The sequence below is a fragment of the Streptomyces pathocidini genome (assembly GCF_001418495.1).
GTDB lineage: Bacteria > Actinomycetota > Actinomycetes > Streptomycetales > Streptomycetaceae > Streptomyces > Streptomyces pathocidini.
On the sequence record NZ_LIQY01000066.1, the window covers coordinates 1 to 26904 of the forward strand.

At 72.5% G+C, this 26904-nt stretch carries 22 protein-coding genes; 16 read left to right on the top strand and 6 right to left on the bottom strand.

The window, feature by feature from the left end:
- Positions 1 to 128 precede the first annotated feature (128 nt).
- From AOK16_RS04205 to AOK16_RS04255, 12 genes are all read left to right on the top strand, one after another.
- On the top strand, positions 129 to 827 hold the full coding sequence (locus tag AOK16_RS04205) for a TIGR02234 family membrane protein (protein ID WP_079101048.1): 699 nt from the start codon (positions 129 to 131) through the stop codon (positions 825 to 827).
- A gap of 235 nt (positions 828 to 1062) precedes the next feature.
- Positions 1063 to 1299, top strand: a complete 237-nt coding sequence (locus AOK16_RS04210; RefSeq protein ID WP_055470855.1) for an HGxxPAAW family protein — start codon at positions 1063 to 1065, stop codon at positions 1297 to 1299.
- A 259-nt stretch (positions 1300 to 1558) separates the two neighbouring features.
- Positions 1559 to 2119 (top strand): DUF2752 domain-containing protein, encoded by a 561-nt coding sequence (locus tag AOK16_RS04215; RefSeq protein WP_079101049.1) that lies wholly within the window; start codon positions 1559 to 1561, stop codon positions 2117 to 2119.
- Positions 2120 to 2357: 238 nt separating this feature from the next.
- Positions 2358 to 3167: an indole-3-glycerol phosphate synthase TrpC gene (gene trpC, locus AOK16_RS04220; RefSeq protein WP_055470857.1), complete on the top strand. Its 810-nt coding sequence runs from the start codon at positions 2358 to 2360 to the stop codon at positions 3165 to 3167.
- Positions 3094 to 3327, top strand: coding sequence for a tryptophan biosynthesis modulator TrpM (trpM, locus tag AOK16_RS29190; protein ID WP_398719161.1), 234 nt, complete (start codon positions 3094 to 3096; stop codon positions 3325 to 3327). The genes trpC and trpM overlap by 74 nt, the downstream gene beginning before the upstream one ends.
- Positions 3328 to 3428: 101 nt before the next feature.
- Positions 3429 to 4712, top strand: coding sequence for a tryptophan synthase subunit beta (gene trpB / locus AOK16_RS04225; RefSeq protein ID WP_055470858.1), 1284 nt, complete (start codon positions 3429 to 3431; stop codon positions 4710 to 4712).
- Positions 4709 to 5542: a tryptophan synthase subunit alpha gene (gene trpA, locus AOK16_RS04230; RefSeq protein WP_055470859.1), complete on the top strand. Its 834-nt coding sequence runs from the start codon at positions 4709 to 4711 to the stop codon at positions 5540 to 5542. Before trpB ends, trpA begins: the two co-directional genes overlap by 4 nt.
- 104 nt (positions 5543 to 5646) lie before the next feature.
- The gene (locus tag AOK16_RS04235; RefSeq protein WP_055470860.1) at positions 5647 to 6423 is read left to right on the top strand and encodes a DsbA family protein; all 777 of its coding nucleotides are present in this window, start codon (positions 5647 to 5649) and stop codon (positions 6421 to 6423) included.
- A gap of 123 nt (positions 6424 to 6546) precedes the next feature.
- The gene (gene lgt, locus AOK16_RS04240; protein WP_055470861.1) at positions 6547 to 7518 is read left to right on the top strand and encodes a prolipoprotein diacylglyceryl transferase; all 972 of its coding nucleotides are present in this window, start codon (positions 6547 to 6549) and stop codon (positions 7516 to 7518) included.
- A gap of 211 nt (positions 7519 to 7729) precedes the next feature.
- The gene (locus tag AOK16_RS04245; RefSeq protein ID WP_055470862.1) at positions 7730 to 8461 is read left to right on the top strand and encodes a VIT1/CCC1 transporter family protein; all 732 of its coding nucleotides are present in this window, start codon (positions 7730 to 7732) and stop codon (positions 8459 to 8461) included.
- A 313-nt stretch (positions 8462 to 8774) separates the two neighbouring features.
- A complete protein-coding gene (gltB, locus tag AOK16_RS04250) occupies positions 8775 to 13460 on the top strand; it encodes a glutamate synthase large subunit (protein ID WP_055470863.1) in 4686 nt (1561 codons plus the stop codon).
- The gene (locus AOK16_RS04255; RefSeq protein ID WP_055470864.1) at positions 13453 to 14913 is read left to right on the top strand and encodes a glutamate synthase subunit beta; all 1461 of its coding nucleotides are present in this window, start codon (positions 13453 to 13455) and stop codon (positions 14911 to 14913) included. The genes gltB and AOK16_RS04255 overlap by 8 nt, the downstream gene beginning before the upstream one ends.
- Before the next feature lie 287 nt (positions 14914 to 15200).
- On the opposite strand, the gene AOK16_RS04260 is transcribed toward AOK16_RS04255, so the two are convergent.
- Genes AOK16_RS04260 through AOK16_RS04270 form a run of 3 tightly spaced genes read right to left on the bottom strand, consistent with a single transcriptional unit; the run spans position 15201 to position 16928 of the window.
- Positions 15201 to 15632 (bottom strand): CBS domain-containing protein, encoded by a 432-nt coding sequence (locus AOK16_RS04260; RefSeq protein ID WP_055470865.1) that lies wholly within the window; start codon positions 15630 to 15632, stop codon positions 15201 to 15203.
- Positions 15633 to 15664: 32 nt separating this feature from the next.
- A complete protein-coding gene (locus AOK16_RS29030) occupies positions 15665 to 16006 on the bottom strand; it encodes an SRPBCC family protein (RefSeq protein ID WP_055470873.1) in 342 nt (113 codons plus the stop codon).
- A 4-nt stretch (positions 16007 to 16010) separates the two neighbouring features.
- On the bottom strand, positions 16011 to 16928 hold the full coding sequence (locus tag AOK16_RS04270) for a hypothetical protein (RefSeq protein WP_055470866.1): 918 nt from the start codon (positions 16926 to 16928) through the stop codon (positions 16011 to 16013).
- 177 nt (positions 16929 to 17105) lie between these two features.
- Here AOK16_RS04270 and AOK16_RS04275 point away from each other — a divergent pair, with 177 nt between their 5' ends.
- Positions 17106 to 17777, top strand: a complete 672-nt coding sequence (locus tag AOK16_RS04275; protein WP_055470867.1) for a response regulator — start codon at positions 17106 to 17108, stop codon at positions 17775 to 17777.
- Positions 17778 to 17847: 70 nt separating this feature from the next.
- Entirely contained in the window at positions 17848 to 19011 is a 1164-nt protein-coding gene (locus AOK16_RS04280; protein ID WP_055470874.1) for a sensor histidine kinase, read from the top strand.
- A 38-nt stretch (positions 19012 to 19049) separates the two neighbouring features.
- Here AOK16_RS04280 and pepN read toward each other — a convergent pair whose 3' ends face one another.
- Positions 19050 to 21620 (bottom strand): aminopeptidase N, encoded by a 2571-nt coding sequence (gene pepN, locus AOK16_RS04285; RefSeq protein ID WP_055470868.1) that lies wholly within the window; start codon positions 21618 to 21620, stop codon positions 19050 to 19052.
- Positions 21621 to 21939: 319 nt separating this feature from the next.
- On the opposite strand from pepN, the gene AOK16_RS04290 reads away from it, so the two are divergent.
- A complete protein-coding gene (locus tag AOK16_RS04290; RefSeq protein WP_055470869.1) occupies positions 21940 to 22992 on the top strand; it encodes a terpene synthase family protein in 1053 nt (350 codons plus the stop codon).
- 164 nt (positions 22993 to 23156) lie between these two features.
- Here AOK16_RS04290 and AOK16_RS04295 read toward each other — a convergent pair whose 3' ends face one another.
- Positions 23157 to 23489: a chorismate mutase gene (locus AOK16_RS04295; protein WP_055470870.1), complete on the bottom strand. Its 333-nt coding sequence runs from the start codon at positions 23487 to 23489 to the stop codon at positions 23157 to 23159.
- 110 nt (positions 23490 to 23599) lie between these two features.
- Positions 23600 to 24523: a helix-turn-helix domain-containing protein gene (locus AOK16_RS04300; protein ID WP_055470875.1), complete on the bottom strand. Its 924-nt coding sequence runs from the start codon at positions 24521 to 24523 to the stop codon at positions 23600 to 23602.
- A 190-nt stretch (positions 24524 to 24713) separates the two neighbouring features.
- Between AOK16_RS04300 and AOK16_RS04305 the strand changes: the two genes are divergently transcribed.
- Complete coding sequence (locus tag AOK16_RS04305; RefSeq protein WP_055470871.1) at positions 24714 to 26462, top strand: glycoside hydrolase family 35 protein; 1749 nt, start codon at positions 24714 to 24716, stop codon at positions 26460 to 26462.
- Positions 26463 to 26904 lie beyond the last annotated feature (442 nt).

Here is a 26904-nt window from a genome sequence, read left to right on the forward strand (position 1 = left end):
TGCCCACAGCACGGCGAACGCACGGCCATCGCGGGCGAGCCGCTGCCCGCAGCGCGGCGGAGCCGGGGGCAGCGGCGGGCCGAGACCCCGCCCCGTCCGGGCCGGAGGCCGCACGGCATAGTGGGAGGGTGAGTTCTGTGTCTCGAGGGCTGTCCTCGCCTCGTTCATCCACTGCCGGGAAGGCCCCGGCCGCCGCCGCAGGCGAGGGCCGTGGGGGTGGCGCTGCCGCGCGCGGGGGCCGTGGAAGTATCGGCATCGCCCTGCTGCTCGGGGCCGTCGGCGCGGCCGTCTCGCTCGTTGCTGGTGGGCAGACGTGGGCCGAGGGCGCGTCGAGCGCCGCGCAGGGCGCGATCCCGGTGGCCGCCGGCGGGCGGGACGTCACCGGGCTCCCCGCCGCGCTCGCCATCGTCGGCCTGGCCGCCCTCGTCGCGGTGTTCGCCGTACGGCGGATCGGCCGCGCGGCCGTCGCCGCGCTGCTCGCGCTGAGCGGCGCCGGAGCCGTCCTCACCTCCGTACTCGGCGCTTCCGACACCGCCGCCCTCCGCACGGAGGCCGCCAAGGCGACGGGTCTCGCCCGCGCGGGCGTCGAGCACGTCACGTACACCGCCTGGCCGTGGGTCTCCGCCGCGGGCGGCGCGCTGCTGCTGCTCGCCGGACTGGTCGCGCTGCGCCACGGCGCCAACTGGCCCGCCATGTCCGGCCGTTACGAGCGCGGCGCTGCGCCTGCCCGGACGCGTACGGGCAAGGGCGCGCCGGTCGACCCCGACCGCCCGGAGGAGATGTGGAAGGCCCTCGACCGCGGCGAGGACCCGACACGGGGCTCCTGATACGTCGGCGGGGCACGGGGAACACGTCGGCGGGACACCGTTGACACGTCGTCGGGATCCGTAGGCCACGTCGGTGGGACACAGGGGACACGTCGACTGACACGTCGGCCGGACACGGGGGACACGTCGACCGGCCCCCCGATCAACGAGGATCAGCCGCGTCGGGGACAATGACTGCGAGCTTTCCCAGTTCGCAGGCGCCCGAACCCGGCGCACAGAGCAACGAGGAGTACGCATGGCGGGCAACAGCCACGGACACACCCCGGCCGCCTGGACCGGTGTCACCATCGCCTTCATCGGTTTCTGCATCTCCAGTGTCTTCACGGTGATGGCCGAGCCGTTCGGCGTCGTGGCCGGTCTCGTCGTGGCCGCGCTCGGCGGGGTCGTCGGCATGGGGATGCGGGCCGCGGGCATGGGCCAGGGCAAGCCCGTCCAGCCGGAGTCCCAGGGCCAGGCCCAGCCCCAGGGCTGACCCCGCCCGGCGCTCGCCTTCCGGTTCCGGTCGGCCTCGGGACTGATCTCACGCCGACCCCTGGCCCGGCGGTCGCCCGCCTCCATGGCCAGGTCCAGCTCAGAACCGACCCGGGCCCGGCGGTCACCCCCCCAAGGGCCTGGGCCCAGCCCGCAGGCTGGCCCCGCGACGGCCCCTCCAGCGGTCACCCGCCCCCTCGCACGGCGCGGCTCCGGTTCCCGGAGCTGCGCCGTCGTGCGTACGCGGGGAGACTTGAAGGGTGATCGAACAAGGCGCACAGGCCGCACCGCGCACCCGCCCCCGGGGACTCGCCGCACCACGCGTCCGCCCTCAGGGACCCGTCGCGCCGCGCACCCGCTTCCGAGGGCTCGCCGTGCCGCTGGCCGTTCTTGCCGGAGTCGTGGCCGCCTTCGGCTACGTCGGTGCCGTGGACCCCAATGAGCCGGGTCACTACCCGGTCTGCCCCGTGCTGCACTACACGGGCTTCTACTGCCCCGGCTGCGGCGGCCTGCGCAGCGCGCACGCCGTCGCGCACGGCGACCTCGGCGCCGCGCTCGGCGCGAACGCCCTGGCCGTCACCGCGTACGCCGCCTTCGCCGTGCTCTGGGCACTCTGGGCTGTACGGGCCTGGCGCGGGCATCCCCTGAGCGTGCGGCTCCAGTCCGACCAGCGGCTTCGGCCCGACCAGTGGCTCCTGTCCGACCAGCGGCTCCGGCCAGTCCAGCGCCTCCGGCCCGTCCACTGGTGGTCGCTCGCGGCCGTCGCCGCCCTCTTCACCGTTGTCCGGAATTCGCCGTTCGGGGCGTGGCTCGTGCCGTGAGCCAGGCCCCGGCAGTGCCCTTGCGGGAGGTGGGAACCATGGTGGAAACCACCATGAACGTCCAGGTAGTGGGACCGCGCTCGACCGGATGCGGGAGCACGGCCCCCAGCCGGATACCATCGCAGTGCCTGACCGCGCGCTGTCCGCGGAGCCCGCGGGACCCGCGGGAGCCACCGGGACAGCGCCCACCGGGCGCAGACCATCAGCTCCACACCCGTCCCGGAAGGGGGCCGCTCGCGTGAGTGTGCTCGACGAGATCATCGACGGAGTCCGCGCCGACCTCGCCGAGCGGCAGGCACGTGTCAGCCTCGACGAGCTCAAGGAGCGGGCAGCGAAGGCTCCCCAGGCCAGGGACGGCGTCGCCGCGCTGCGCGGCGACAGCGTCAACGTGATCTGCGAGGTCAAGCGCTCCAGCCCCTCGAAGGGCGCGCTCGCCGCGATCGCCGACCCGGCCGGCCTCGCCGCCGACTACGAGGCGGGCGGCGCGGCCGTCATCAGCGTCCTCACTGAGCAGCGCCGGTTCGGCGGCTCGCTCGCCGACCTGGAGGCCGTACGGGCCAGGGTCGACATCCCCGTCCTGCGCAAGGACTTCATCGTCACCTCGTACCAGCTGTGGGAGGCCCGCGCGTACGGCGCCGACCTCGTGCTGCTGATCGTGGCCGCCCTCGACCAGGAGGCCCTGGTCTCGCTGGTCGAGCGGGCCGAGTCGATCGGGCTGACCCCGCTCGTCGAGGTGCACGACGAGGAGGAGGTCGAGCGGGCCGTGGCTGCCGGGGCGAAGATCATCGGCGTCAACGCGCGCAACCTCAAGACGCTCGAGGTGGACCGCGGGACGTTCGAGCGCGTCGCGCCGGAGATCCCCGCCCACATCGTGAAGGTCGCCGAGTCGGGCGTGCGCGGTCCGCACGACCTGATCGCGTACGCCAACGAGGGCGCGGACGCGGTGCTGGTCGGGGAGTCGCTGGTCACCGGCCGTGACCCCAAGGCCGCCGTCGCCGACCTGGTTGCCGCGGGCGCGCACCCCGCGCTGCGGCACGGGCGGAGCTGAGCCCGGCATGCGCGCGTACGCCCGCCTGGCCCGCGGCTGCCGCCCGCGCGGCTGCCGGGCGCCCGCGCGGCGCGTTCGGGGGCGGCGGGTGCGGTATGCGATCGGCTGCGAGCCGGGGCAGGTCAACGGGATGCGATGGCGCCGGGGCGCTGCGCTCTAGCCCCGTACGGCGTTCTGCCGGTGACCGGGTGCGGCCCGTTGTGCCCACCCGTCCGCCCCTAGCGGAACGCATGCCCACAACTCTCTTCAGGAGTACGTCGGATGTCCTCTGACTTCTTCGTTCCCGATCCCGAGGGTCGGATCCCCAGCGCGCAGGGCTACTTCGGCGCGTTCGGTGGCAAGTTCATCCCCGAGGCGCTGGTCGCCGCGGTCGACGAGGTCGCCGCGGAGTACGAGAAGGCGAAGGCCGACCCGGCCTTCGCCGCCGAACTCGACGAGCTGCTCGCCCACTACACGGGCCGCCCCAGCGCCCTGACCGAGGTGCCGCGGTTCGCCGAACACGCGGGCGGCGCCCGGGTCTTCCTCAAGCGGGAGGACCTCAACCACACCGGCTCGCACAAGATCAACAACGTGCTCGGCCAGGCCCTGCTGACCCGGCGCATGGGCAAGACCCGCGTCATCGCCGAGACCGGCGCCGGCCAGCACGGCGTCGCGACCGCCACCGCCTGCGCCCTCTTCGGCCTCGAGTGCGTGATCTACATGGGCGAGGTCGACACCCAGCGGCAGGCCCTCAACGTGGCGCGGATGCGGATGCTCGGCGCCGAGGTCGTGGCCGTGAAGTCCGGCAGCCGGACGCTGAAGGACGCGATCAACGAGGCGTTCCGCGACTGGGTCGCCAACGTCGACCGCACCCACTACCTCTTCGGCACGGTCGCCGGGCCCCACCCCTTCCCCGCGATGGTCCGCGACTTCCACCGGGTCATCGGCGTCGAGGCGCGCCGCCAGATCCTGGAACGCGCCGGGCGGCTGCCCGACGCGGTCGCCGCGTGCGTCGGCGGCGGGTCCAACGCCATCGGCCTGTTCCACGCGTTCATCCCCGACGAGGGCGTGCGGCTGGTCGGCCTGGAGGCCGCCGGGCACGGCGTCGACTCCGGGGAGCACGCCGCGACCCTGACCGTCGGCGAGCCCGGCATCCTGCACGGCTCGCGCAGTTACGTCCTCCAGGACGACGAGGGGCAGATCACCGAGCCGTACTCGATCTCGGCCGGTCTGGACTATCCCGGCATCGGGCCCGAGCACTCGTACCTGAAGGACTCGGGCCGCGGCGAGTACCGGCCGGTCACCGACGACGAGGCCATGCGGGCGCTGCGCCTGCTGTCGCGCACCGAGGGCATCATCCCGGCCATCGAGAGCGCGCACGCGCTGGCCGGAGCGCTCGACCTGGGGCGGGAGTTGGGCCCCGAGGGCCTGGTGCTCGTCAATCTCTCCGGGCGCGGCGACAAGGACATGGACACCGCCGCCCGCTACTTCGGGCTGTACGACACGGACGCCGCGGTCGAAGCCGACGCGGACGGCGCCGCCGAGATCAGGGGAGACGCCCAGTGAGCGCAACCGCTTCTGCCGGAGGCAAGGGCAAGCTGCTGAGCGACACCCTCGCGGCCGCCAAGGCCGAGGGGCGGTCCGCTCTGATCGCCTATCTCCCGGCCGGGTTCCCGACGATCGACGGAGGCATCGAGGCGGTCAAGGCCGCCTTCGACGGCGGCGCCGACGTGGTCGAGGTCGGGCTCCCGCACAGCGACCCGGTCCTCGACGGGCCGGTCATCCAGACCGCCGACGACATCGCGCTGCGGGGCGGCGTGCGCATCGCCGACGTGCTGCGCACGGTCCGCGAGGCCTTCGAGGCGACCGGCAAGCCGGTGCTCGTCATGACGTACTGGAACCCGATCGACCGCTACGGCGTGGAGCGCTTCACCGCCGAGCTGGCCGCGGCCGGGGGAGCCGGCTGCATCCTGCCCGACCTGCCGGTCGAGGAGTCCGAGGCCTGGCGCAAGGCCGCCGAGCGGCACGGCCTGGCGACGGTCTTCGTCGTCGCGCCGAGCAGCCGGGACGAGCGGCTTGCGAAGATCACCGCGGTCGGCTCCGGCTTCGTCTACGCGGCCTCGCTGATGGGCGTCACCGGAACCCGCGAGTCGGTGGGCCTGGAGGCCCAGGACCTGGTGGGCCGGACCCGGGCGACGACCGAACTGCCGGTCTGCGTGGGCCTGGGCGTCTCCAACCGCGAGCAGGCGGCCGTGGTGGCGGGCTTCGCGGACGGCGTCATCGTCGGCTCGGCGTTCGTCAAGCGCCTGCTGGACGCCCCGGACCTGGCCGCGGGACTGGCCGGAGTCCGGGAACTGGCGGGCGAGTTGGCGCAGGGCGTACGGCGCCGCGCGTGACCGAGGGCCGGGGCGCGTAGACGCAGTCGGCCCAGGTAGTCCGTAAGGGTGGAACTGGAACCGGGGAGGCACGCTGGTGCCTCCCCGGTTCGTTCCTTCAGGGTGTGAGTGACAACAACCGTGAGGGAAAGCGCAGCGCCCGTGAGCGGCTGCGGGAAGAGCGCCGGCGCGAACAGACCCGCGAGAAGCGCAAGCGCTCGCTGCTCGTCGGCGTGGCCGCGGTGGCGGTGCTGGCGCTCGCCGGGGGGATCGGCGTGGCCGTGACCCAGCTGGGCGGCAAGGACGGCGACGGGCCCGTGGTCGCGCCGACCGGGGCCAACGGAGAGGACAGCCTGGCGATCCCGGTCGGCAGGGCGGGCGCTCCGTCCACGCTCACCGTCTACGAGGACTTCCGCTGCCCGGCCTGCGCCCAGTTCGAGCACGGCTTCCGGGACACCATCCGGGAGCTGGAGGACAAGGGGCGGCTGAGGACCCAGTACCACCTCGTCACGATCATCGACGGCAACATGGGCGGCAGCGGCTCGCTCAACGCGGCCAACGCGGCCGCCTGCGCCCAGGACGCCCGCAAGTTCCGCGACTACCACGACGTGCTCTACCGGAACCAGCCGCAGGAGCAGGACGACGCCTTCGCCGACAAGAAGCGGCTGATCAAGCTGGCGGGCCAGGTCAAGGGGCTGGACACCGCCGGGTTCCGCGCGTGCGTGAACGAGGGCAGCCACGACGGCTGGGTCAGGAAGGCCACCACCGCCTTCAACGGCTCGGGCCACCAGGGCACCCCGACCGTCCTGCTCAACGGCAAGAACGTCTATGCCGACCAGCAGAACCCGCTGACCCCGGACAAGCTGAGGAAGAGGGTCGAGGACGCGGCGAAGAAGGCCTGACCCGGGCCTTTGCGGGGCGGCGGGAATCGGCCCCCGCGCGGGCCGATTCCCGCCGCCTGTTATGCAGCCGTTGCCGGGCGGGTTGCCGCGGGTACCGCCCGGCACGGTAGCGTCGACACCGCCATGGACCTCGCATACATTCCCAGTCCGTCGACCGGCGTGATCCACCTCGGACCGATCCCGCTGCGCGGCTACGCGTTCTGCATCATCATCGGCGTCTTCCTCGCCGTCTGGCTCGGCGGCCGCCGGTGGGTGGCCCGCGGCGGGCTGCCGGGGACGGTCGCCGACATCGCCATCTGGGCCGTGCCCTTCGGCCTCGTCGGCGGCCGGCTCTACCACGTGGTCACCACGTACGAGCCGTACTTCGGCGAGGGCGGCAACTGGGTCGACGCGTTCAAGATCTGGGAAGGCGGTCTCGGCATCTGGGGCGCCATCGCCCTGGGCGCCGTCGGAGCCTGGATCGGCTGCCGGCGCCGCGGCATCCCGCTCCCCGCGTACGCGGACGCGGTCGCGCCCGGCATCGCCTTCGCGCAGGCCATCGGGCGCTGGGGCAACTGGTTCAACCAGGAGCTGTACGGGCGGGCGACCGACCTGCCCTGGGCACTGAAGATCGACGCGGACCCGGCCATCGGCCGCGTGGGCGGCACGTACCACCCGACCTTCCTGTACGAGTCGCTGTGGTGCGTGGGTGTCGCGCTGCTGGTGCTGTGGGCCGACCGCCGCTTCAAGCTCGGCCACGGGCGGGCCTTCGCGCTGTACGTCGCCGCGTACACGGTGGGGCGCGGCTGGATCGAGTACATGCGCATCGACGAGGCCCACCACATCCTGGGCCTTCGTCTCAACGTCTGGACCTCGATCGTCGTCTTCCTGGCCGCGGTCGCCTACATGGTGATCTCCGCCCGGCGCGTGCCGGGGCGGGAGGAAGTCGTGGAACCGGCCGCGGAGGCGGCTCGCGCGGAGTCCGCGCCGGACGCGGAGGGCGGCGGTGCCACCCCGGAGGACCCGGGGACGTCCACTGCTCCGGACAGCGGACCAGAGGCCGGCCCCGGCGACGCCGGGAGCGCCCCGGAGTCGAGCGCCTGGAAGAAGCACTGACCTCCCGGCTCCGGCCGAAGCATCTTCGACCGCCCGCCCGCCCGGCCTGACAGGCCGGGCGGGCGGGCGCGCGTGGGCCGCCGACTCCCTGTCTGGCGAAACCGCAGGTCAGAAGGGTAAGTTCGGCCTTCCTTGCTAGCGCGGGCGGTCCGGTCGTGCCTATTTTCGAGGCGTGCGAGACCGATCACGCTCGAGGGAGGCACGAGAGGCGATGTCCGTCATCGACACAGCCGCCGCGCTGCACGTGGCGCACCGGGACAACCACACCCACCGCGACGTCAACGGCGGCTGGCTGCGGCCCGCGGTGTTCGGCGCCATGGACGGGCTCGTCTCCAACCTGGCGCTGATCACCGGGGTCGCGGGCGGCAACGTGGCCTCCGGCACGATCGTGATCACCGGTCTGGCCGGGCTGGCGGCCGGCGCGTTCTCGATGGCCGCCGGCGAGTACACCTCCGTGGCCTCGCAGCGCGAGCTCGTCCTCGCCGAGCTGGACGTGGAGCGGCGGGAGCTGCGCAAGAACCCCAAGGACGAGCAGCTGGAGCTGGCGGCGCTGTACGAGTCCCGGGGCGTCGAGCCGAAGCTGGCGCGCGAGGTCGCCCGGCAGCTGTCCACCGACCCCGAGCAGGCGCTGGAGATCCACGCCCGGGAGGAGCTGGGCGTCGACCCGGCTGACCTCCCCTCGCCCGCGATCGCCGCCGTCTCGTCCTTCGGATCCTTCGCGCTGGGCGCGCTGCTGCCCGTACTGCCGTATCTGCTCGGGGTCACGGTGCTGTGGCCCGCCGTGCTGCTGGCACTGGCCGGGCTCTTCGCCTGCGGCGCAGTCGTGGCGAGAGTCACGGCCCGCACCTGGTGGTACAGCGGGCTCCGGCAGCTGATACTGGGTGGCACCGCCGCGGCCATCACCTACGGACTCGGCACGCTCTTCGGGACCGCCGTCGGCTAGCGCCCGGCCCGGGCGGGGAGCGGAACCGGCGCAGCGCACCCCGCGCACCACGTTTCCCCTGGGTTTCAGCCGCTTTACGAGCGGGCATGAGCCCGAAGCGCTGCAGGCAATGTCGCCCGTCGCGCCGCCGGGGCCGTGGACGGGTGTCCACCCGCAGGCCCCCACCCACCGCCTTGCGCGGCGTCCGTATATTGAAATGACCTGTCCGCTTCCCGGGAAGCGGGCCATTATGTAACCTGCATGAAAATTTCTGCGCAGAGGGCCAACGTCGTCCCTCGGCACTGACACTGCCACGACGACGACGGGAGAGCCGATGCGTTCCGCGTCCACGCACTCGACCGGCACCGGCACCGCCGCCTGGTCGCCCATGGACGGGCGACCCGCCCCGCAGGGCATGTACGACCCCCGCAACGAGCGCGACGCCTGCGGCGTCGGCTTCGTCGCGACCCTCACCGGCGAGGCCAGCCACGAGCTCGTGGAACAGGCCCTCACCGTGCTGCGCAACCTGGAGCACCGCGGGGCCACCGGCTCCGAGCCGGACTCCGGCGACGGCGCGGGCATCCTGCTCCAGGTGCCGGACGCCTTCCTGCGTGAGAGCGTCGCGTTCGCCCTGCCCGAGGCCGGCTCGTACGCCGTCGGCATCGCCTTCCTGCCCGCCGAGGACGGCCCCGCTCAGGAGGCCGTCTCGCGGATCGAGACGATCGCCGCCGAGGAGGGCCTGACCGTCCTCGGCTGGCGCGAGGTCCCCGTCGCCCCCGAGCTGCTGGGCAACGGCGCCCGCGCCACCATGCCCGCCTTCCGCCAGCTGTTGGTGAGCGACGGGCGCAGCAGCGGGCTGGCGCTGGACCGCAAGGCGTTCGTGCTGCGCAAGCGCGCCGAGCGCGAGGCCGGCGTCTACTTCCCCTCGCTCTCCGCACGGACCCTCGTCTACAAGGGCATGCTCACCACCGGGCAGCTGGAGCCGTTCTTCCCCGACCTGTCGGACCGCCGACTGGCGACCGCCATCGCGCTGGTCCACTCGCGGTTCTCGACCAACACCTTCCCGAGCTGGCCGCTGGCCCACCCGTACCGCTTCGTCGCCCACAACGGTGAGATCAACACCGTCCAGGGCAACCGCAACTGGATGCGGGCGCGGGAGTCGCAGCTCGTTTCTGATGCGTTCGGCTCTGCCGACCATGGGCACAGTGGCTCCGCCGACCATGGGCACAGCGGCTCCGCGGACCACGGACCCAGCGGATCCGACAAGCTGGACCGGATCTTCCCCGTCTGCACCCCCGGCGCCTCCGACTCGGCGACCTTCGACGAGGTGCTGGAGCTGCTCCACCTCGGCGGGCGCTCGCTGCCCCACAGCGTGCTGATGATGGTCCCCGAGGCCTGGGAGAACCACGCCTCCATGGACCCGGCCCGCCGGGCCTTCTACCAGTACCACTCCACGATGATGGAGCCCTGGGACGGCCCCGCCTGCGTCACCTTCACCGACGGCACCCAGGTCGGCGCCGTACTCGACCGCAACGGGCTGCGCCCGGGCCGCTACTGGGTCACCGACGACGGCCTCGTCGTGCTCTCCTCCGAGGTCGGCGTCCTCGACATCGACCCGGCCAAGGTCGTCCGCAAGGGCCGCCTCCAGCCCGGCCGGATGTTCCTCGTGGACACCGCCGAGCGCCGCATCATCGAGGACGACGAGATCAAGGCCGGCCTCGCCGCCGAGCACCCGTACGCGGAGTGGCTGGAGGCCGGCGAGATCGAGCTGGAGGACCTGCCCGAGCGCGAGCACATCGTGCACACCCACGCCTCGGTCACCCGCCGCCAGCAGACCTTCGGCTACACCGAGGAAGAGCTGCGCGTCATCCTCGCGCCGATGGCCAAGACCGGCGCCGAGCCGATCGGCTCCATGGGCACCGACTCGCCGATCGCCGCGCTCTCCGAGCGCCCCCGGCTGCTCTTCGACTACTTCACCCAGCTGTTCGCGCAGGTCACCAACCCGCCGCTGGACGCCATCCGCGAGGAGCTGGTCACCTCGCTGATCTCCTCGCTCGGCCCGCAGGGCAACCTGCTGGAGCCGACCGCGGCCTCCTGCCGCAGCGTCACCCTGCCGTTCCCGGTGATCGACAACGACGAGCTGGCCAAGCTCATCCACATCAACGCCGACGGCGACCTGCCCGGCTTCAAGGCCGCCACCCTCTCCGGCCTCTACCGGGTCGGCGGCGGGGGACAGGCGCTGGCCGACCGCATCGCCGAGATCTGCGCCGAGGCCGACTCCGCCATCGAGGCCGGTGCCCGGCTGATCGTGCTCTCCGACCGGCACTCGGACGCCGAGCACGCCCCGATCCCCTCGCTGCTGCTGACCTCGGCCGTGCACCACCACCTGATCCGTACGAAGCAGCGCACGCAGGTGGGGCTGCTCGTCGAGGCCGGTGACGTGCGCGAGGTGCACCACGTGGCGCTGCTGATCGGCTACGGCGCCGCGGCCGTCAACCCGTACCTCGCCATGGAGTCGGTCGAGGACCTGGTCCGCGCGGGCACCTTCCTGCCCGGCGCCGAGGCCGCCACCGCGATCCGCAACCTCATCAAGGCGCTCGGCAAGGGCGTCCTGAAGGTGATGTCCAAGATGGGCATCTCCACCGTCGCCTCCTACCGCGGCGCGCAGGTCTTCGAAGCAGTCGGCCTGGACGAGGAGTTCGTCGCCACCTACTTCCACGGCACCGCCACCAAGATCGGCGGCGCGGGCCTGCACGTCATCGCGCGCGAGGTCGCCGAGCGGCACGCCAAGGCGTACCCCGCCTCCGGGATCGCCCCGGCGCACCGCACGCTGGACATCGGTGGCGAGTACCAGTGGCGCCGCGAGGGCGAGCCGCACCTGTTCGACCCCGAGACCGTCTTCCGGCTCCAGCACTCCACCCGCGCCGGCCGCTACGACGTCTTCAAGCAGTACACCCAGCGCGTGGACCAGCAGTCCGAGCGCCTGATGACACTGCGCGGGCTGTTCGCCCTGAAGACAACCAAGAACGGCAAGAGCGACCGGCCCTCGATCCCGATCGACGAGGTCGAGCCGGTCAGCGAGATCGTCAAGCGGTTCTCCACCGGCGCCATGTCGTACGGCTCCATCTCGCGCGAGGCGCACGAGACGCTGGCCATCGCCATGAACCAGCTGGGCGGCAAGTCCAACACTGGTGAGGGCGGCGAGGACCCGGAGCGGCTCTACGACCCGGCCCGCCGGTCCGCGATCAAGCAGGTGGCCTCCGGCCGGTTCGGTGTGACCAGCGAATACCTGGTCAACTCCGACGACATCCAGATCAAGATGGCGCAGGGCGCCAAGCCCGGCGAGGGCGGCCAGCTGCCCGGCCACAAGGTGTACCCGTGGGTGGCCAAGACCCGGCACTCCACGCCCGGTGTCGGCCTGATCTCGCCGCCGCCGCACCACGACATCTACTCGATCGAGGACCTGGCCCAGCTGATCCACGACCTGAAGAACGCCAACCCCCGGGCGCGCATTCACGTCAAGCTGGTCTCCGAGGTCGGCGTCGGCACCGTCGCCGCGGGCGTCTCCAAGGCGCACGCCGACGTCGTGCTGATCTCCGGCCACGACGGCGGTACGGGCGCCTCGCCGCTGACCTCGCTCAAGCACGCCGGTGGCCCCTGGGAGCTGGGTCTCGCCGAGACCCAGCAGACGCTGCTGCTCAACGGGTTGCGCGACCGTATCGTCGTGCAGACCGACGGCCAGCTGAAGACCGGCCGCGACGTGGTCATCGCCGCGCTGCTCGGCGCCGAGGAGTTCGGCTTCGCGACCGCGCCACTGGTGGTCTCCGGCTGCGTCATGATGCGCGTCTGCCACCTCGACACCTGCCCGGTCGGCATCGCCACCCAGAACCCGGTGCTGCGCGAGCGGTTCAGCGGCAAGGCCGAGTTCGTCGTGAACTTCTTCCGGTTCATCGCCGAGGAGGTCCGCGAGCTGCTGGCCGAGCTGGGCTTCCGCACGCTGGAGGAGGCCGTCGGCCGCGCCGAACTCCTCGACACCCAGCGGGCGGTGGACCACTGGAAGGCCCAGGGCCTGGACCTGGCGCCGCTGCTGCACGTGCCGGACCTGCCCGCGGGCGCCGTCCGCCACCACGCCATCGCGCAGGACCACGGCCTGGAGAAGGCACTCGACAACGAGCTGATCAAGCTCGCCGCCGACGCGCTGACCGCGGACAGCGCCGAGGCCGCCCAGCCGGTGCGCGCCCAGGTGGCCATCCGCAACATCAACCGCACGGTCGGCACCATGCTGGGCCACGAGGTGACGAAGCAGTTCGGCGGCGCGGGCCTGCCCGACGACACCGTCGACATCACCTTCACCGGCTCCGCGGGCCAGTCCTTCGGCGCGTTCGTGCCGCGCGGTGTCACGCTCCGCCTGGAGGGCGACGCCAACGACTACGTCGGCAAGGGCCTCTCCGGCGGCCGGCTGGTCGTCCGCCCGGACCGGGGCGCCGACCACCTGGCCGAGTTCTCCACCATCGCGGGCAACACCATCGCGTACGGCGCGACCAGCGGCGAGATCTACCTCCGCGGCCGGGTCGGCGAGCGCTTCTGCGTCCGCAACTCCGGCGCGACGGTGGTGGCCGAGGGCGTGGGCGACCACGGCTGCGAGTACATGACCGGCGGCAGCGCGGTCGTACTCGGCGAGACCGGCCGCAACTTCGCGGCCGGCATGTCGGGCGGCTTCGCCTACGTCGTCGACCTCGACCCCGACAACGTCAACAAGGAACTCGCCCCGGCCGTCGCGCCGCTGGACGAGTCCGACCGGGAGTGGCTGCACGGTGTGGTGCGCCGCCACCGGGAGGAGACCGGATCCACCGTCGCCGAGAAGCTGCTCGCCGACTGGGACGCGGCTGTGACCCGCTTCAGCAAGGTCACGCCGCCCACGTACCAGGCCGTGCTCGCCGCCAAGGACGCCGCCGAGCGAGCCGGACTCTCCGAGTCCGAGACCCACGAGAAGATGATGGAGGCGGCGACCCATGGCTGACCCCAAGGGCTTCCTGACGCACGGGCGCGAGGTCGCTCGGACCCGCCCGGTCGACGAGCGCGTCAAGGACTGGAAAGAGGTCTACGTCCCGGGCTCGCTGCTGCCCATCATCAGCAAGCAGGCCGGCCGGTGCATGGACTGCGGCATCCCGTTCTGCCACAACGGCTGCCCGCTGGGGAACCTCATCCCCGAGTGGAACGACTACGCCTACCGCGAGGACTGGTCCGGGGCGAGCGAGCGGCTGCACGCGACCAACAACTTTCCGGAGTTCACCGGCCGGTTGTGCCCCGCGCCGTGCGAGGCGGCCTGCGTGCTGGGCATCAACCAGCCCGCGGTGACCATCAAGAACGTCGAGGTCACCATCATCGACAAGGCGTGGGAGACCGGTGACGTCACCCCGCAGCCGCCCGAGCGGCTGTCCGGCAAGACCGTCGCCGTCATCGGCTCCGGCCCGGCCGGCCTGGCCGCCGCGCAGCAGCTGACCCGGGCCGGCCACACGGTCGCGGTCTACGAGCGCGCGGACCGCATCGGTGGCCTGCTGCGCTACGGCATCCCCGAGTTCAAGATGGAGAAGCGCCACATCAACCGCCGCATCGAGCAGATGCGCGCGGAGGGCACCAAGTTCCGTACGGGCGTGGAGGTCGGCCGGGACCTCGACGCGGCCAAGCTGCGCAAGCGGTACGACGCGGTGGTCATCGCCGCGGGCTCCACGACCGCCCGCGACCTCCCGGTCCCCGGGCGCGAGCTGACCGGCATCCACCAGGCCATGGAGTACCTGCCGCTGGCCAACAAGGTGCAGGAGGGCGACTTCGTGGCGCCCCCCATCAGCGCCGAGGGCAAGCACGTCGTGGTCATCGGTGGCGGCGACACCGGCGCGGACTGCGTCGGCACCGCGCACCGCCAGGGCGCGGCCTCCGTCACGCAGTTGGAGATCATGCCGCGCCCCTCGGAGGAGCGGCCGGGCCACCAGCCGTGGCCGACCTTCCCCATGACCTACAAGGTCACCTCGGCCCACGAGGAGGGCGGCGAGCGCGTCTACGCGGTCTCCACCACCCACTTCGAGGGCGACGAGGACGGGAACGTGCAGTTCCTGCACCTGGTCGAGGTCGAGTTCAAGGACGGCACGTTCGAGCAGAAGCCGGGCACCGAGCGGAAGATCCCGGCCCAGCTGGTGACGCTGGCTATGGGCTTCACCGGCATCGACCGCGAGAACGGCCTCGTCGAGCAGTTCGGCCTGGAGCTGGACGCGCGCGGGAACGTGGCGCGGGACGCGGAGTTCCAGACCAACGTGCCGGGCGTGTTCGTGGCCGGTGACGCGGGCCGCGGGCAGTCGCTGATCGTCTGGGCGATCGCCGAGGGCCGCTCCGCGGCGCGCGGGGTCGACCGCCACCTCACCGGCGCGAGCTCGCTCCCGGCCCCGATCGGCCCGACGGACCGGGCGCTGACGGTGTGACGGCCTGAGCGCTCGGCGGTCCGACGGATCGCCCGCCGGGGCCCGTCTCCTCGGAGCCGGGGCCCGGCCCCCAAGAACTGTCCCGTACAACGGTGTACGGACGGATAGCCGCGGCGTCCGCCTCTTCCCCTCCCCGACCACAGCGGGGGTGAGAGGCCGGACGCCGTGGTGCTTTCGCCGCCGGCGGTCGTGCCGCGGCGGTTGCCTTGGCGCTGACAACAAGTCCGGTGCCGGCCTCCTCAAGGAGGGCGGGCACCGGACCCGCGGGGGTTGCGCGTCAAGTGGCGCTACGCGTAGACGCGTTCCACGAATTCGGCCAGTTGGTCGTCGCTGATGTTCCGGGCCAGGTTCTGTTCGGTGACCATGCCGATCAGGCGGTGGCTGTCGCGGACGTCGATGACGGGGAGGCGCTTGATCTGGTGGGTCTCCATCATCTCCAGGGCCTCGGTGATCGGCGCGTCCGCGTCGATCCAGAACAGCGTGCCCGCCAGCTCCGACGCGCGCGTCGTCGACAGGTCCCTGCCCTCGGCGCAGCACTCCACCACGATGTCGCGGTCGGTGATCATGCCCTTGAGCCGGTCGTCCGTGCCGCAGATCGGTAGGCTGCCGACGCCGAGGTCGCGCATCATGCGACAGGCGTCCAGCATCGTCTGGTTCTCACCGACGCACTGCGTGCCCTCGGTCATGATGTCGCGGACCCGCATGGTTTCTGTGGCCATGACCGGTACTTCCTTCCGTTCTCGCTCGCCTGTCACCGCGTGTCCTCCGCCAGGTCCTTGAGATGCCGCAGGTCGTCCCGGACGAGTCGCTCGATCGCGCCGACCTGCGCGAACCCCTTCGGGCTGCCGAAAGTCTCCTTGACCGTCGCCGGGTCGTACTCCACCCGCACCTGGACGCGGGTGTGCTGCGGGTCGAGCGGCAGCACCGAGAAAGTGCCCTTCAGATGGGCACCGTTCATGATCCGCCACGTCATCAACCGGCCCTGGCCCCGGTCGAGTATCTCGGTGTCGAGCCCGTAAACCCGGTCTCCCGCCTCGATGTCCAGATGCGCCCGGTGCGCGCCTTGGGTACGGGCGTTCCGGACGCCGTCCAGGCGCCTACGTGTCGCACTCCAGGACCGTCCGGCACAGGCCGCACCGCGCCCGTACCCGTCCCCGCACCGGGACCCGTATCCGCTGCTGGCAGGTGGGGCAGGGGAAGGTGACCCGGAGTTCCGAGCCGCCCTCGAAGGAGTAGAAGGCCCGGGGGGAACCGGTCGCCCCACCACCGGCCGGCCCGCCACTGGCGGCAGAACCCTCCCGCGCCGACCGCCGGTCCTTCGCGTACCGGCGCCGTCCCGCCCACCCCGACGCCGTCAGCGGCGGCTGCCGCGCGTCGCGCCGCGCCGGTGCCAGCCCGGCTTGGTACGCGGTGTACGCCTGCGGGCTGGTGAACCACGGCGAGGGGTCCTCGCCGAACACCAGGGCGCGCTTGGCCAGCACGTACCCGAACTCCTCCGGCGTGAGATAGCCCAGCTTCTGCGAGGACACCCCGTCCTCGCGGAACGCGTCGAGCAGCAGCCAGCCCGCGCCGAGGTACGCGGTGGTGGTGTCGGTGAGGATCTCGTTGTCGCGCGTGCCCGGGAAGGAGAGGTCCAGGCGGTGCAGGTAGACGTGCGCGACCTCGTGCGCGAGCGCCGCGCCGATGTCCCGGCGGTGGGTGCGGAACCGGTCGTTCAGCTCGATGAAGTACTCGGGCCCGGCGGCGAGTTCGATGTTCGCGGCGTGGTGCATGTCCCGGAAGCTCACGATCATCCGGGCGTCCGGCAGCCGGAAGTGCCGCACCATCGCGCGGGCCACCCGCTGCACCCCCAGGTGCAGGTCGTCGTGGTCGGCGAAGGCCACCTCGGCCGGGTGGACGCTCGCCGCGAAGGTGCTCACGGTGTCGTACGAGAGCCGCTTGTAGAGGGCGGTGATCGCCGCCCGCACGGTCTCGATGTGCGGATAGCCGTGCACCACCTCGCTGGCCGTTCCCACGCATCAACTCTACGTGCGGGGGAGCGGCGCGGACCCGCCCCGAACAGGAGCGATCGCCGCCGAGGGCGTGGCCAATGTCATGGTTTAAGGTGAACTGCACAAGCTTGCACAGGCCTGTGCAGGCCAGGGACACAGGCCCGGGGACACAGGCCACGGACCGGCGGTCGAGGGGAACACATGGCGATCACGGTGGTCATCGCGGACGACCAGGAGATGGTCCGCATGGGCTTCCGGATGATCCTGGAGAGCCGCCCCGACATCGAGGTCCTCGCCGACGTCGTCAACGGCGAGGCGGCCCTGGAGGCGACCCGGCGGCTGCGGCCCGACGTGCTGCTCCTCGACATCCGGATGCCCGGCGTCGACGGGCTGGAAGTTACCCGCCGCCTCTGCGGCCCCGACGCCCCGGCCGGGGACGGCTACCGCCCCCGCATCGTCATCGTCACCACCTTCGACCACGACGCGTACGTCCACACCGCGCTCCGCAACGGCGCCAGCGGCTTCCTGCTGAAGGACGCCAGCCCGGCGCTGCTCGTGGAGGCCGTGCACGCGGCCGCCGCCGGGGACTCGCTGATCTCGCCCGCCATCACCGTGCGGCTGCTGCGGGACATGGCCCCGGCCGGGCGCTCGGGGGAAGCGCCGAGGGAGCCGTCCGAGCCGCTCACCGAGCGCGAGCAGCAGGTCGTACGGGAACTGGCCCGCGGCCGCACGAACGCGGAGATCGCCTCCGAGCTGTTCGTTTCCCTGTCCACGGTCAAGACCCATCTGGCGAACGTGCAGACCAAGCTGGACGCCCGCAACCGCGTGGAGATCGCGGCCTGGGCCTGGGAGAGCGGGCTGGCCCGGACATGAGCTCGGCGTGCCGTACGAGGCCGGGTACGACGCCGGTGGCCGACGCGGAACCGGCCGCGCCATGAGCCCCATGGCCAGTTTCGTGGCCCGCCATCCCCGCTGGTCGACCGGCGGGAAGGTGCTGCTCGCCCTGGTCCTGCTGGGGCTCGTCACCTTCGAGGGCGTCGTGCTCGCCCGGCAGCCGAACGTGCCCCACGCCGTGGTCTGGGCCTCGGGCCTGGCCGTCTGCCCGCTGGTCGTGCCGTACGCGCGAGTGCCTCTCGCCGTACGGGCGTCCCTGGCCGCCGCCATCTCCTGGACGGCGACGATCATTCTCATCGTCGGCAACCACCCGACGGCGGTGTGGGGGATCGGCGAGGCCGTCGCGCTGCTCGTACTGCTCGCCGACGTCCTCAGCCATGCCGCGACGCGGACCGCCGCGATCCTCGGGCCGCTGCTGGGTACGGCGTGCATGTCCGTGCCGGTGCGGGACACCGATCCCGGGCGGTTCACGCTGCTGTTCACCGTGCTCACCGTCGTCGTCTCCGCGTACTCGCTGATGCTGCGCGCGCATGCCGCGCAGCGGGTCCGCGACATCGAGGCCGTACGCGCAGCCGAGCGGCTCGAACTCGCCCGCGAGCTGCACGACGTGGTCGCGCACCACGTCACCGGGGTCGTCGTCCAGGCCCAGGCCGCGCAGTACACCTCACTCCAGGGGGAGGCCGCGGGCAGTGCGTTCCGGCGGATCGAGGACGAGGGGATCGAGGCGCTGGGGGCCATGCGGCGGCTGGTGGCGGTCATGCGCGACCGGCGGGGGCAGGGGCGGGAGCCCGCGGAGGTGGAGATGGCGCCGGTCGCGGGGATCGGGGAGGTACGGGAGCTGGCGGACGCGTTCGCGCGGAGCGGGCCGCCGGTGATCCTGTCGATCGAACCGGGGCTGGAGGAGCGGCTTCCCGAGGAGATCGCCGCCGCCGTGCACCGCATCGTGCGGGAGGCACTGACGAACATCCGCAAGCACGCGGCGGACGCGACGGCGGTACGGGTGGATGTGCGGGGCGTCGGGGACGCGGTTGAGCTCCGTGTCGCGGATGACGGGACCAGCGGTGTTCCGGTCGCCGAGGAGGCCGGCGGCGGGTTTGGCCTGGTCGGCATGTCGGAACGCGCGGAGGCGATGGGGGGCCATCTCCGGGCCGGCCCAAGCCCTGCGGGCGGCTGGCAGGTAGAAGCGCTCCTCCCTCTGACCCGCCCGAGGTAGCCCCCGGCACCGTTCCGGTGTGGGGCCGAACCACGGTGTCAGTTGGCGCTCGCGCCGTCTCGGATGCGTAGGGCTCGGCGTAGGTCGTCTTGTTGGTCTGCCAGTTTGCGGCGGAGCGCCGGGGCGGGATCGGCGTCGCGGAGGCATTTCTCGGTCAGCCGGAGGGTCTCCGCATCCACCGCGTGGAGCGGGAACCCGTACCGGCTGCCGAGCGCCTCGGCGATGGCCGGCCCGCGGCGGGCGGCGGCCGCGACCGCCGCCGGGAAGTACCGCGGCACGAAGTCCCGTACGAGATCGCGCTGTTCGGGATGCCAGAACCCGTCCGCCGTCGCGGTGACGAGATACGCGGACAGCTCGTCGTTCTCGAACAGGTCCGCCCAGGCCGCCTCCTTGGCGGCGAGGTCCGGCAGCGCCGCCCGGCAGCGCGCCGCCCCCTCCCGCCCGGTCGCGCTCGGATCGCGCGCCAGCTCGGCGTCGATGTCCGCGGGCGACGCCGCGCCCAGTACGGCCAGCCGCGCCAGGATCCGCCAGCGCAGTTCGGGGTCCAGCTCGGGCCCGCCCGGCACGATCCCGGCGGCGAGCCACTCGCCGAGCGAGTCCGGGTCGGCGGAGCTGTCGACGAACGTCCGCAGTGCGGAAAGCCGCAGCCCCGGGCCTGACCCGTCCTCGGTGATCCGCAGGATGTCGCGGCAGACCGCCCGCAGCGTGGACAGTGCCGCGCCCCGCTCGGTGTGTGGCAGGAACCGGTCGGCGAGGTGCGCACGGGCGAAGGCCAGCACGCCCTGCACGACGGCGGTGTCCGTCTCGTACGGCAGATGGGCGCGGGCCACGGCCAGGTAGCCGGTGGGCGGCAGGTGCACGTCGCGGACCATGTCGCGCGCCGCGTTCCACACGACGGCGCGCGCGAGCGGGTCCGCCAGGCGGGACAGCGAGCGCTCCACCGCGCCCCACGAGGCCGCGTCCAGGCGGATCTTGGCGTACGTGAGGTCGCCGTCGTTGAGCAGCAGCAGGTCGGGCCGCGGCCCGGCGACGGTCAGCGGCTCGGGGTCGCCGTCCGCCGGTACGTCGAGGACATGGCGGCCGCGCAGCGTCAGCGCCCCGCCCGGGTCGTGGCTGTAAGCGCCGACGGTGACGCGGTGCGGTCGGCTGCCGGTGTGGCGCACCGCCAGCCGCCAGCCCGCACACCCGCCGCGCGCGCCGCCACTTGCGGCACGACCCGCAGCGCCACCCGTACCGTCCTCCGCGGAGGCGGACGACACCTCCGCCGCCAGCACGTCCACCCCCGTCGTCCGCAGCCACGCGTCCGCCCACGCGTGCACGTCGCGCCCCGAGGCGCGGGCGATGGAGTCGATGAAGTCGGCGAGTGTCGCGTTGCCGAAGCGGTGGCGCGCGAAGTGGTCGTTGATGCCCGCCAGGAAGTCCGACTCGCCCAGCCAGGCGACGAGTTGGCGCAGCGCGGAGGCGCCCTTCGCGTACGAGATGCCGTCGAAGTTCAGGCGTGCGGACGCCGTGTCGGGCACCGCGTCCGGCTCGGGCGCGACCGGGTGGGTGGAGGGCCGCTCGTCCGCGTCGTACCCCCAGCTCTTGCGGGCGATGGCGAAGTCGGTCCACGTGCCGTCGAACCCGGTCGCCTCGGTCAGGATCTGGAAGCCCATGTACTCGGCGAACGACTCGTTCAGCCAGATGTCGTCCCACCACTTCAGCGTGACGAGGTCCCCGAACCACATGTGTGCCATCTCGTGCGCGATGACCATGGCCCGGGTCTGCCGCTCGGTGTCGGTGACGGCCGAGCGGAACACGAACTCGTCGCGGAAGGTGACCAGTCCGGGGTTCTCCATCGCCCCCGAGTTGAACTCCGGCACGAACGCCTGGTCGTAGGAGTCGAAGGGGTACGGCTCGTCGAAGATCTCGTGGTAGCGGTCGAAGCAGCGGCGGGTGATGTCCAGCAGCTCGTCGGCGTCGGCGTCCAGGTACGGCGCGAGGGAGCGGCGCACGTGCAGCCCGAACGGGATGCCGCGGTGCTCGGCGCGCACCGAGTGGTACGGCCCGGCGGCCAGCGCCATCAGATACGTGCTGATGGGCGGCGTCGGCGCCAGCTCCCAGCGGCCGGCCGCGACCCGCTCGGCCCGCCCGTTGCCGAGCACCGTCCACTCGCGCGGCGCGGTCACCGACACCGCGAACTCGGCCTTCAGATCGGGCTGGTCGAAGGCCGCGAACACGCCGGGCGCGTCGGTCATGCAGCACATCGTGTACAGGTACGTCTCGCCGTCGGCCGGGTCGGTGAAGCGGTGCATGCCCTCGCCCGTGTGCGAGTACGCGAGGTCCGCCTCGACCCGCAGCTCGTGCTCGCCCGGCGCCAGCCCGGCCAGCGGCAGCCGCCCGTCGGCGTACGAGGAGGTGTCGAGGTCCGTGCCGTCCAGCACCGCGCGGTGCAGGGTCTGCGCGCGGACCTCGACGAAGGTGTCGGCGCTCTCGCGCGCCGCGAAGCGGACGACGGTCGTCGAACCGAACACGGCGTCACCGCGGGTCAGGTCGAGATCGATGGAGTAGCGGTGTACGTCGAGGACCCCGGCACGGGCCCGCGCTTCGCTGCGCGTCAGTACGGACATCCGCCCATTGTGGCTCAACGGGCGATCCCCGGCGCGTACCGGACCGTCTTGGTGAACGGGCTGTGGTCCGCCGATCCCCAGCGGTCGGCCACCGCGTCCACGAGCTCCGCCGAACCGCCAGCAGACCGAGGCTCGACTCCGCGTCGGCGGGCGGGGGCGCCGACTCGCCCGGAGGAGGGCCGCCTTCGTCTCGTTCGCGGCACGGCGTATGACACCTGGGTGCTGCAGGTGTTCAGGGCGCATGGGAATTCGGGGTGTTGTGTGAAACGTGAGCGATGTTCATGTCCGGAGGGGAGAAAGGGGGGGAGGAGAGTGACGTATGCGCTACTTCAAGCCGCCCCCCTTCGCCATGCCCCTCCCCGAATACGGTTACGGGCAGCCGCCCGTGCTGGCCGCCGTCGAGCGGGACATGTGGGCCTGGATCGAGAGCTACGACCTACCCGTCAACCCGTCGATGCGCGAGCATCTGGCCCGTACCCGGCCCGAATACCTGACCGCCCTCTACTACCCCTACGCCGACGCGCCCCATCTCGCGGCGCTCAACCACTACATGACGCTGGCGTTCCTCATCGACGACCTGCTGGACGACGCGATCAGCGAGAACGACGAGTCGGCCGTCGCCGAGTTCACCGCCGATCTCGCCGACGTGGCGCGAGGGGAGCGGGAGCCGTCCCACCCCGTCGCGCGGGCCCTGGACGGAGTGCTCGGCGAGTTGGCGCAGGACCGTTCCCCGCAGTGGCGTTCGCTGCTGAACGAGGCGAACGAGCGCTGGCTCGACACGTACTCCGTGGAGGCGCGGACCAGCGGCGAGGGCCGGGCCATGCGGTTCGGGGAGTACGTGGTCCACCGCAGGCACGGGGTCGACATGATGGTCTTCCTTCACCTGGAGGAGTACGCGCACGACATCGAACTGCCCGCGGAAGTAAGGGACTTGCCCGCCATGGTGCAGGCGCGGGAGCACGTCTGCGACTGGGCCGGTCTCTACAACGACGTCTTCTCGGCCGAGAAGGAGGAGGCGGTCGGCTATCCGTACAACGGCGTCCTGATCGTGCGGGAGCAGCGCGGCTGCTCGACGCGGGAGGCCGCGGAGGTCGTCGGAGACGCTCTGACCGGGCTCATCGGGCAGTTCGAGGCCGCGGGCGAGGCGGTGCGGGCGCAGGTGCGGGCCGCGACCGATGACGATCCGGCGGTCCTGCGGGCCGCGCTGCGCGTGGTCGACGGCTACCGGCACTGCTTACGCGGCAACTTCGACTACCACCTCAGCGCCGCCCGCTACGACCGCGCGCCGTCCTACCTGCCTCCCGCACAGAACGACGGCCTCCGGCCACTGTGGAGTCCGGCGCACGCCCTCCGGGGGGACTCGGGTGATTGAGACGCACCCTGCCGGCGAAGGAGACCTGGCGCGGCGGGCCGCAGGCCGTACGTCACGCCCTCGCGACCACAGCGAGGCCGTCGCCGCGGGCGGGTAGCTCCCTTTTTCTAACGAGCACGAGGCCGTTCAGCTGTTAGGAATCCAACGGCGGTAGGAGCTCCTGCTCACGACTTGAGGTCGTTGGCGATCGTCTCGTGGTGGCGGATGACCTCGGCGATGATGAAGTTCAGCAGCTTCTCGGCGAACGCCGGATCCAGCTTCGCGCTCTCCGCGAGCTGGCGCAGCCGGGCGATCTGGCGGGCTTCGCGGGCCGGGTCGGCGGGCGGGAGGTCGTGGCCGGCCTTGAGCCGCCCGACCTGCTGGGTGCACTTGAACCGCTCGGCCAGCATGTACACGACCGCTGCGTCGATGTTGTCGATGCTGTCCCGCAGCCGGACGAGCTCATCCCGCGCGGACTCATCGACGGGACCCACGGAACGGTCGGACTTGTCGGTCATGGATCGAGCTCCCGTGGCGAGTCACTGACAGCGGCTGACCACCGTAACAGGGCAGGTCGCATGGGAAGACGGGAGGTTCCTTCCGTTTGGTTCCAGTGGGGCCGATTGCCTCAGTGTGCGCCACTTTCGCCCTGGCGGGCCACCGGCGCATGGCCGCCGCCGGTCACCATCGGCGGGTCGTCCGGGGCCGGGATCTGGTTGCTCCAGCCGCCGGGGACCGCGCGGCCCTGCTGCTCGCGGAAGCGGATGGGGGCCGTGCCGACGCGCCGGGTGAACAGGCGGCTGAAGTAGGCCGGGTCGTCGTAGCCGACGCGGCGGGCGATCGAGGCCACCGGCAGCTCGGTCGCGGCCAGCAGCTCCTTGGCGCGGCCCAGGCGGATGCCCAGCAGATAGTCCTTCGGGCTGCATCCGGCCGCGCGCCGCACGGCGGTGCGCAGTTCGGCCGCCGTCATGCCGTGCCGCGCCGCGTGCTCGGCGACCGACAGCGGCTGGAACGCGTCCCGCGCCAGGGCCTGGAGGACGGGATCCCCGTCGCCGCCCAGGTCCGCGCGGGCGCGGCGCAGCGCGACGAGGAGTTCGTGGACCGCGGCCCCCGTCTCGACCTCCAGCAGGGGGTTGCCGCGCCGGGCGGCCCGCGCGATGCGGCCCACCGCCGCCCGCGCCCCCGCGGTGTCCGCGAGCGGCACCACCGGGCGGTCCGGCTCGATGTAGCCGAGCTCGGTGTACGTGGCGGTGGCCGGGCCCGTGAAGTCGACGAAGCTCTCGTCCCAGCCCGTCTCCGGATCCACCCCGTAGTGGTGCGGCACCCCCGGCGTCAGCCACAGCAGCGCGGGCGCCGTGACCGTACGCCGCTGGCCCTCCTGGTCGCGGAACCAGCCGCGCCCCGCACTGACCACCACTGCCACGTGGTGGTCCAGCGTGCGCGGCCCGACCGTCGGCAGCACCCCGTGCTGCAGCCCCACACCGAGGCAGACCAGACCGAGCCGGTGGTGCACCGGGCTGGGCGTGAAGTACCGCATCCACGTGTGGTACATGGCACCGCCCACCTCCCGTTCCTCTTCCTGAGCCCCGCGGCCTGCGAACCGCAGCCCCCGAACCGCGGCCGGCCGCCCCTTGCGTCCAACACCACGCCGATCTTTGTCCATGGACCCACCCGCTGCCAGGGGTGAAGGTGAACCGTAACCAAGGAGCACGCACAGGACGCACGAGAGATCGGCAGGGGACGTGGCTGAGTTCGCCGTGGGGGACGAGGAATTCGAGCTGGACGGCCGGCCCGTACGGCTGCTGTCCGGCGCGCTGCACTACTTCCGGGTGCACGAGGCCCAGTGGGCGCACCGCCTCCGGATGCTGCGCGCGATGGGCCTCAACACCGTCGAGACCTACGTCCCGTGGAACCTCCACGAGCCGCGCCCCGGCACGTACCACGACGCGGACGCCCTCGGCCGCTTCCTGGACACCGCCCACGCCGAAGGGCTCTACGCGATCGTCCGCCCCGGCCCGTACATCTGCGCCGAGTGGGAGAACGGCGGCCTGCCGGACTGGCTCACCGGGCCGCTCGGCCCGCGCGTGCGCACCCGCGACCCCGAGTACCTGCGCGCCGTGGACGCCTGGTTCGACCGCCTCATGCCCCAGGTCGTGGAGCGCCAGATCCAGGACGGCGGGTCTGTGATCATGGTCCAGGTCGAGAACGAGTACGGCTCCTACGGCTGCGACCAGGTCTATCTGCGCCACCTTACCGACGGCCTGCGCGAACGCGGCGTGACCGTGCCCCTGTTCACCTCCGACGGGCCCGAGGACCACATGCTCACCGGCGGCTCCGTCCCCGGCGTCCTCGCCACCGCCAACTTCGGCTCCGGCGCCCGCGCCGCCTTCGAAACGCTCCGCCGCCACCAGCCCCAAGGGCCCCTGATGTGCATGGAGTTCTGGTGCGGCTGGTTCCGCCACTGGGGCGGCGAAGAGACCGTACGGGACCCCCGGGACGCCGCCGACGCCCTGCTCGAGATCCTCGAATCCGGCGCCTCCGTCAACCTCTACATGGCCCACGGCGGCACCAGCTTCGCCGGCTGGTCCGGCGCCAACCGCTCCGGCACCCTGCACGACGGGCCGCTCCAACCCGACATCACCTCCTACGACTACGACGCCCCGATCGACGAACGAGGGCGCCCCACCGAGAAGTTCCACCTCTTCCGCGAGATCCTCGCCGCCTACGCCGCCGGGCCGCTGCCCGAGATCCCCGCCGCCGAGCCCGTACTCACCGGGCCCGTCCAGGTGGAGACGGCCGAGTGGGTCCCGCTGGAGGAGGTCATGGACGCCCTCGGCTGCCAGGAGACCGAGACCGCGCTCCCGCCGACCTTCGAGGAACTCGGCGTCGACCGCGGCCTGGTGCGCTACCGCCTCGACATCCCCGGCCCCCGCCGCGCCTACCCGCTGCACCTCGCCGGACTGCGCGACCTGGCCCTCGCGTACGTGGACGGCGAACGCGCCGCCGTACTCGAAGGCCACCCGGCCACCGTCGAGGACGTGCCAGGACCGGCCGCCGTCGAGCTGTGGACGGAGTCCCTGGGGCGGGTCAACTACGGGCCCCGCGTCGGCGAACCCAAGGGCCTCACCGGCGGCGTCCTCCACGAGCGGCAGTACGTGCACGGGTTCCGCGCCCAGGGCCTGCGCCTGGACGCCCTCGACGACGCCGAGGCCGTCGGCAAGCTGCCGTTCCGGCCGCTGGACGGGGCCACCACCGGCCGAGGCCTGTACCGCGGCGCGTTCGAGGTCGGCGGGGCCGGCGACGCCGAGCTCCAACTGCCCGGCTGGACCCGCGGGTTCGTCTGGGTCAACGGCTTCTGCCTCGGCCGCTACTGGTCCCGCGGCCCGCAGCAGGGCCTCCACGTCCCCGGACCCGTGCTGCGCGAGGGCACCAACGAACTCCTCGTCCTGGAACTCGACACCCCGGGCGAGCCGCACGTACTGCTCACCTGAGGCCGGGGGGCCGGGCTTGGGGCGGTGGCGGTGGCGGTCGAGCCTGACGCGGGAGCCCCCGGGCCGGTCCCCGACAGCCGTGACAGCCGCGCCACATGTCCCGGCGAGTCGCGCGCACAGCTCGCCGGAAGAAGCCGCGATCGGCTGAGGCGGCGGGCTCGGCTGCGGTGGCCGCCCCGCCGCAGCAGTCGCCCCAGCCGCCTCCAACAGCCGTGACAATCGCGCCACATGACTACGTGGCGGGTGGTGACCAGGGACTCCCACCCGCCACGTACCTCTTCCCGTCCCCCTTTCGGGTTCGATCACCCGGCTCTCCCCCCACGCCACCGCATCGCTGATCAGACTATGCGTGGCCACGGAACTCCCGCGGCCGCCGGACGTGAACGCGCCACCCGCGATGGGACTGCCACCACGGTGCGACCACCGCCGCCCGCCCGGCCCC